This window comes from Rhodospirillaceae bacterium (assembly GCA_028819475.1).
GTDB lineage: Bacteria > Pseudomonadota > Alphaproteobacteria > Bin65 > Bin65 > Bin65.
Genome location: JAPPLJ010000033.1, coordinates 60,026 through 67,087, shown reverse-complemented (window position 1 = coordinate 67,087; position 7,062 = coordinate 60,026). Strand labels below are relative to the sequence as shown.

Annotated in this window: 8 protein-coding genes; 3 read left to right on the top strand and 5 right to left on the bottom strand. The window is 68.0% G+C overall.

What is annotated here, in order from left to right:
- Window positions 1-150: 150 nt before the first annotated feature.
- The 5 genes from OXM58_10655 to OXM58_10635 form a co-directional block, all read right to left on the bottom strand.
- Entirely contained in the window at window positions 151-444 is a 294-nt protein-coding gene (locus OXM58_10655; GenBank protein MDE0148822.1) for a type II toxin-antitoxin system prevent-host-death family antitoxin, read from the bottom strand.
- Window positions 445-503: 59 nt separating this feature from the next.
- Complete coding sequence (locus OXM58_10650; protein ID MDE0148821.1) at window positions 504-1,070, bottom strand: thiamine pyrophosphate-dependent enzyme; 567 nt, start codon at window positions 1,068-1,070, stop codon at window positions 504-506.
- Window positions 1,063-1,617 (bottom strand): thiamine pyrophosphate-binding protein, encoded by a 555-nt coding sequence (locus tag OXM58_10645; GenBank protein ID MDE0148820.1) that lies wholly within the window; start codon window positions 1,615-1,617, stop codon window positions 1,063-1,065. The genes OXM58_10650 and OXM58_10645 overlap by 8 nt, the downstream gene beginning before the upstream one ends.
- 39 nt (window positions 1,618-1,656) lie before the next feature.
- Complete coding sequence (locus tag OXM58_10640) at window positions 1,657-2,829, bottom strand: benzoate/H(+) symporter BenE family transporter (GenBank protein ID MDE0148819.1); 1,173 nt, start codon at window positions 2,827-2,829, stop codon at window positions 1,657-1,659.
- A 100-nt stretch (window positions 2,830-2,929) separates the two neighbouring features.
- A complete protein-coding gene (locus tag OXM58_10635; GenBank protein ID MDE0148818.1) occupies window positions 2,930-4,069 on the bottom strand; it encodes a hypothetical protein in 1,140 nt (379 codons plus the stop codon).
- Window positions 4,070-4,681: 612 nt separating this feature from the next.
- Here OXM58_10635 and OXM58_10630 point away from each other — a divergent pair.
- The 3 genes from OXM58_10630 to OXM58_10620 all read left to right on the top strand — a co-directional run bounded on the left by OXM58_10630 (window position 4,682) and on the right by OXM58_10620 (window position 7,055).
- Window positions 4,682-5,230, top strand: a complete 549-nt coding sequence (locus OXM58_10630) for a MarR family transcriptional regulator (GenBank protein ID MDE0148817.1) — start codon at window positions 4,682-4,684, stop codon at window positions 5,228-5,230.
- The gene (locus OXM58_10625) at window positions 5,227-5,679 is read left to right on the top strand and encodes a DUF3237 domain-containing protein (GenBank protein ID MDE0148816.1); all 453 of its coding nucleotides are present in this window, start codon (window positions 5,227-5,229) and stop codon (window positions 5,677-5,679) included. Before OXM58_10630 ends, OXM58_10625 begins: the two co-directional genes overlap by 4 nt.
- A 254-nt stretch (window positions 5,680-5,933) precedes the next feature.
- Complete coding sequence (locus OXM58_10620) at window positions 5,934-7,055, top strand: 5-methyltetrahydropteroyltriglutamate--homocysteine S-methyltransferase (GenBank protein ID MDE0148815.1); 1,122 nt, start codon at window positions 5,934-5,936, stop codon at window positions 7,053-7,055.
- Window positions 7,056-7,062 lie beyond the last annotated feature (7 nt).

The window sequence follows — 7,062 nt, the reverse complement described above, 5'->3', positions numbered from 1 at the left end:
CCCCCCCCCCCCCCCCCCCCCGGGGGGGGGGGGGGGGGGGCCCCCCCCCCCCCCCTTGCTGCGGTTGTGGCATCGCGGGAATCTGGCATCGGCGCGGCGGTGGGCGACCCCTCCCCTAACCCCTCCCCCAAGGGGAGGGGGATTCCGGCGCTAGCTTCGTTTCCGATTGCCGGGTTCCGCAGAGGTATCTGCGTTGCGGGTCAGGTCGAGTTTCGACAGATCGACCGGCGCGTTGAACAGCCAGTCCTTGAAATCCTTGTATTCGGTGTACTCGGTTGCAGATTCAGGGCCTTTCGCCGCCCCGCCGATCCCGGCTTCGAGGAGATCGAAGTCCGCTCGCGAGACGATCATTGCACAGTCCTTGCCGCGCCGGGTGACGTGTTGCGGTCCTTCCTGCAGAGCCCGCCGGACCAGTTCGCTGAACCCGGATCTGGCTTCCGACATAGACCATGTCGTTGATTTCGCGTTCATACCGCTCCGGTTCGTGCCGATACCCGACTATACTACACCCCCAGCGCCGCCCGGAACCGCTCCTTGAGCAGCGCCCCGTCGCGCGGCGGCAGGACGAGGTCGTGTTCCGCCGGCTCGATCTTGAGCGTGACGAAGACCGGGCCGCGGGCGCTCCGGGCGAGGGAGACCGCTTCTTCGAGCCGTGCCGCGCTGCCGACCGTGGCGACGACCGGAATGCCGCTCGCCTTGGCGACCGCCGCGAGGTTCGTGCCGCGGCCGGTGTTGCTGCGCTGCATCCCGGTTTCGCCGTAGCGCTCGTTGTCGAGTACGACGATGGCGAGGTTGGCCGGCTTGCGCGCCCCGACGGCGGTCAGGCTGCCCAGGCCCATCAGCATCTCGCCGTCGCCGGTCACGACCAGCACGCGCTTCTCCGGCTGCGCCAGCGCCAGGCCGAGCCCGATCGGCACCGCGCCGCCCATCGCGCCCCACAGCGGGAAGGTCAGGTCATGGTCGCCGGCGGCGGTGCAGTCCCAGGCCGGGGCGCCCAGCCCCGCGACGACGAGCAGGTCGCCGCCCCGGTTCCCGAGCAACGCAGCAACGGCCGCGCGGCGGTCAAGCATCGCTCTCTCCCGCGCCGTGGAAGCCCTTGAAGCCGATCAGGGACTGGGCGAGCTGAAGGCAGATCCGCCGGTCCCCTTCGAACGCGTCCGCCCCCGCCTGCGCCAGCGCCGACCCGACTTCGGCCGCATTTTCTACCCGGCGCACGTCCACGCCCATCGCGTCGAGCAGGGCGGGCATGGCCCGGCCGGTCGATTCCTGCCACGGGTTGGTCTCGCCCGGCTCGCCGCGCATGGTCACCAGCATGAGCAGCGGCATGCCGCAGACCCGCGGCAGGCTCAGCATGTTCGGGATGTTGCCGACGCCGGAGGACTGCATCGCGGCGAGCGCCCGCTGCCCGCCCAGCCAGGCGCCACAGCATTGGGCGACCGCATCCTCCTCGGTCGCGACCGACGTCATGGCGATGCTGTCCTCCGCCGCCGCGAGGTCGAGAAACCGGGTCAGGCCGGCGTCGGGCACATAGGCGATCTGCCGGACGTCGAGCGCACGCAGCGCCGCGACGGCGTCGGCGGACCAGTCGGCCGCAGCAGGAGGATCGGTATCGGTCAAGGGTCGATGGCCGGATGGGGTCGGGTATTGGCAGGCCGGTTAATCCGCCGTTTCGCCGGGTCTCGTCAACCGGGCTTTGAGCCGGTCCAGTCCGAGCACCGTCAGGCCGGCCAGCAGGCCCCAGAAGGCCGAGCCGGTATCGAGCAGCGAGACCCCGGAGGCGGTCACCGCCAGGGTGACGATGGCGGCGAAGCGGTCGGTCTCGTCGCGCAGGGCGCTGCCGGCGGCGACGACCAGCGGCGAGATCAGCGCCAGGCCGGCGATCGTCGCGATCAGGGCCGCCGGCAGGCTGGCAAACAGCGCGACGAAGGAGGCCGCGAACAAGCCGAGGAACAGGTAGCCGAGGGCATAGACCGGCCCGGTCAGCCAGCGCTTGGCCGGGTCGGGATGGGCGTCCGGCGCACAGCAGATCGCGGCGGTGATCGCGGACAGGTTGGCCGTGTGCGCGCCGAACGGCGCCGTCGCCGCCGAGGCGAGCCCGGTCACCAGCAGGATCGGGCGGGTCGGCGGCGCATAGCCGAACGAGCGGAGCACGGCATAGCCGGGCAGGTTCTGCCCCGCCATGGTGACGAGATAGAGCGGCAGGCCGAGGCCGATCAGGACGCCCGGTTCGAATACCGGCCGGACCGGGACGGGTTCGGTCATCCGCAATGTCAGGGCCATGTCTTCGGCCAGGCCGAGGATGCGGGCGAGCAGGACGCCGGCGATCAGCACGACGATGACCGCCCAGGACGGGCTGACCGCCCGGACCGCCAGGAACAGCAGGACCAGCGGGAGTACGAGCGCCGGCTCGACCCCGGCCTGCACGAAGACCTCCAGCACGAAGCGCAGGAGAATGCCGGCGAGCATGGCCGCCGCAACCGCCACGGGCAGTTTCTCGACCAGCCTGCCGAGCGGCTTCGCGGCGGCGGTCAGCACGATCAACCCCGCCGCGGCGAGGAACGCGCCGACCGCTTCGGCCATGCCGATGCCGGCCGTGCCGACGATGAGCGCGGCGCCGGGCGTCGACCAGGCGGCGACAGAGGGAATCCGGTAGCGGATGCTGAGCACGGCGGTCGAAGCGGCGGTCGCGAGGCAGATCATGGCGAGCCACGAGGCGGTCTGCGCCTCCGTCGCGCCGAGCGCCTGCGCCGCGGAGACGACCAGCGCGATCGTGCTGCCGAACCCGACCAGGACCGCAACCAGGGCCGCATTGACGATAGACAGTCTCATGGCGGCGGAGGCGTAGCGCTTCGGCTCCCGCGGCGCAAACCGGGAGACGCGGCCTTGCGATGAATTGCCTTGCGATGAATTGAAAGAACCGGCGTCCGGCCTAGCCCCACACCCGCCCGGCGACCGTCAGCATGACTTCCAGCTTGCGCCATTGTTCGTCTTCGCTGAGCAGGTTGCCGCCGATGCCCGACGCGAAGCCGCATTGCGGGCTGATCGCCAGCTGCCCGATATCGATGAAGCGGGTGGCCTCCTCGATCCGCGCGATCAGGGCGTCGGCGTCTTCGAGCGCGCCCGTCTTGGTCGTGATCAGGCCGAGCACGACCGTCGGCCCGCCCTTCGGCACGAAGCGCAACGGCTCGAACCCGCCGGCCCGTTCCGTATCGTATTCCAGCAGCAGCCGGTCGAATTTCAGGCTGGCGAAGAGCAATTCGGCGATGCCGTCGTAGGTGCCCTCGCGGTGCCACATGGAGGCGCGGTTGCCGCGGCAGATGTGCAGGCCGAAACAGGCCTTGCCCCGGTGCCCCTCGATTGCGGCGTTGGAGGCGGCGACGGCGTTGCGGAGATTCGCCACCGGGTCCTCGCCGCGCGCCGCCATGCGCTCCAGGGTCGCCCGGTCGACATAGCCGGTGTAGCTCGGCTCATCGAGCTGCACATAGGGGCAGCCGGCCGCGACGATCTCGCCGACCATCCGGTTCTGGATCGCCGCGACATCGTCGAGAAAGGCTTGCCGGTCGGTGTACCAGGGCGCGGATTTATCGAGATCGCACATCTGGGATACCCGGTCCGGCCCCATCAGCATGACCTTCGCCGGCGCCGCCGCCGCCTCTTCCAGGAACAGGAACTCGTCCAGCGGCGCGTTGCGGCGCAGGGCCAGCCTGCCGGTCGCCGGCGCCTTGAAATGTTCGACCGCGTCGGCGCCCCGCGTGCCTGGCGTCTCGCCCTCCATAAGGTTGTCCGGACTGGCAAGAAAGGCCCGCCACGAGCCTTCCCACTGGTCCCAGCCCGCGACCTCGGAGAAGCTGACCTGCCAGTTCAGCCGGCGATACTCGCCGTCGCTGACGACCGGCAGGCCGGTCGCTTCCTGTTTTGCGACGACCGCGCGGATCGCATCGTCCTGGGCTGCGGTGAGCGCGTCCCCGTCGATCTCGCCCCGGCCGCGGGCGAGAAAGGCGTCGATCAGCGATTGCGGCCGCAGCAGGCTGCCGACATGATCGACGCGCAGATCGTTCAGCTCGGTCATGGGCTTCCTCGTCGTAGCGGATTTGACGCCCGATGGGCGAACGCCGGATCGCTTCCTTCAGAGCGTAGTCGCCTCGTTCCGGACCGGCCAACAAAATGAACTCGTTCCATTGATCGTGCAGTGTCGGGGTTTTTTCCGACGGCGGGAGGATGCCGGCGAACACTTCAAACGCTGCTTGTTCGTCGAAGTCCAAGAAAGATAACAATGCCGCCCCGGATTTATTCCGGGGCCCAGGGTCGTCCCGAAAGACGTCAGCCTGCGGCTCCTTCGACAAGCTCAGGGCAGGCTCCTGGTCCCCGGCTCTCCGCTTCGCTCCGTCCGGGGTGGCATTGAGGGGCGGTTTATGGCGTTGGCGATCTAAACGGCAGTGGCCGCAAACGTATAGTCAGAAGCATTGGCCCCAACCAATTTCCGCAGTGTTCCGACTATTGTGCGGTCCGAAATACTTGTCTCCCTTCCGGGCTGCTTGAGGCCGCGCGGGCGCGCCGGCGGCTGCCCTTCACGGTCGAACCCGGCGCTGCCGATTTTATCTTTCTGAAAAGATAAATCAATTTTATATTTCTCGCAAGATAGTTTTGTGGAATCGTGTGCAGGACAGCGACCGGGGACCGGATGTCCGAACGCCTGACAACGCAAGAGTTGCTGAGCCGCCTGCGCGAGAACTGGCCGGACGTTTGTTCGCCTGAATCCGATGTCGTGCTTGCTTTGATCCGTCTTCACGGCCTTGTGCGCACGCAGACCGACAGGGTGCTGAACGAACACGATCTCACACCGGCGGCGTTCGAGGTCCTCGTCGCGCTGCGGTCGATGCCGCCACCGAGACAACTGACACCGACCGAGCTCTATCGCGTCAATCTGATAAGCTCCGGCGGGCTGACGAAAGTCCTCAAGACGCTCTCCGGGCGAAATCTGATCGAACTGGTGTCGAACCGGGCCGATGGCCGAAGCAAGATCGTCAAGCTGACGGCGAAAGGCCGTCGGCTCGTGGAAACGGCGACCAGGAAGGTTTCCGCCCAGGACCGGTCCCTGTTTGCCGGCGATCTCAGCCCGCCGCAGATCGAACGACTGAGAGCCTCCCTTCTCGCAACGCTTGCCGCGCTTGAAGAAGGCGGGGCTCATGGACGGCACATCCGCAAGGCAGATTCGGAGGACCAGACGTGATCCAACTCAAGCCGCTTTTTCGCATCAACGCGAGCGTGGCCGAGCCGCAGACGACGCCGCAGGGCCCGGTCGGGGATCGTCGATTCATCCCGGTCACCGGTGGAACATTTGAGGGCGAGCGCCTGCGCGGGGAAATGTTGGCGGGCGGATCCGATTGCCAACTGATACGTGCGGACGGAGTGGCCGAACTCGACGTCCGGGTCGCCCTTCGGTGCGACGACGGGGTGATCATTTTCGTGAAGGGCCTCGGCCTGCGGCATGGCCCGGCCGAGGTCATGCAGCGCGTGGCAGCGGGAGAAGACGTGGATCCGCGGGAATACTACTTCCGCGAGGCCATCATGTTCGAGGCGCCGCCCGGGGCCTATGAATGGCTCAATCGCGTGCTTGCCATCGGCACCGGACGAAGAGACCCCAACGCGGTCATCCTGGAGGTGTTTGAAGTCATTTAGGCGGTCGGTCACGGGCTGCCGTTGCGCTGCCTATGAACTCTCCCCGGTCCGTTTCCGGCCAATAGCGGACGATCCCTCAAAGCACGGGCCCGCAAAGCACAGGCCCGCAAAGCACAGGCAGCGTCGGGAGTGGATCGCAAAGAGGCCTCCACCCACGGCTCGTCGCGCCGCTCCGTCCGGAATACTTGTCTCCCTTCCGGGCTGCTGAAATGATATCGACAAACGATCGATCGTATTTCGGAGGATCATTCGTCGTGACCGGTTCCAATTCCGCCCGGCCGCCCTTCAGGGTCGAGCATGTCGGGAGTTTCGTCCGGCCCGGCCGGCTGCTGGAGGCCGCCCGGGCGCACAAGGCCGGCAAGCTCGGCGACCGGGCGTATCTCGACGTCCAGAACGACTGCATCGCGGAGATCGTCGCCTTTCAGGACGGGATCGGCCTGCCGTCGGTCACCGACGGGGAGTTCCGGCGCCGGGTCTGGTCCGGCGGCCTGACGGAAGCGCTCGACGGGATGGGGCTGAAGGCGGAGGGTATGCTCAGCTTCCACTCCGAGAGCGCGGAATACGGCGTGCCGCCCTCGCCCTATGCCGAGGACCGGCTGTCCCGCCGGCGGCCCATCGTGACCGGCGACTACGAATATGTGGCGTCGCTCCGGCCGAAGGGCGTGCCGAAGGTCACCATCGCCTCGCCCGCAGTCCTGCATTTCTGGCTCGGCGACGGCAGCTTCAACCCGGAGGTCTACGCCGGCCGCGACGCCTTCTTCGCCGACCTGATCGCCATCTTCCGCGAAGAGATCGCCGACCTGGAACGGGCCGGCTGCCGCTACGTCCAGCTCGACGACACCGCGCTGCCCTGCAATTGCGACGAGCGGGCACGGGCGGCCGTCGCGGCGCGCGGCGAGGATCCGGACGAACTGACCGAGGCCTATGTCCGGCTCATCAACGCATGCGTCGGCGAACGGCGCGACGACACCTTCGTCGGCCTGCACATGTGCCGGGGCAACCTGAAGACCATGTGGATGGCCGAGGGCGGCTACGAACCCATCGCGGAGCGGCTGTTCGGCGGGCTCGATGTCGACGCGTTCTTCCTGGAATACGACACCGCGCGGGCCGGCGATTTCCGGCCGCTGCGCTTCCTGCCGCCGGGCAAGACGGCCGTGCTCGGCCTGGTCAGTACGAAAACGCCCGAACTGGAAGCGAAGGACGACCTCAGGCGGCGCATCGACGAGGCGGCCCGGTTCGCGCCCCTGGAGCAGCTGAGCCTGAGCCCGCAATGCGGATTCTCTTCGGCCGGCGGCGGCGGCCAGGTCATGGATCGCGACGGCATCCGCCGCAAGATGGACCTGATCCAGGCCGTCGCCGCCGAGGTCTGGGGCTGATCGGGGA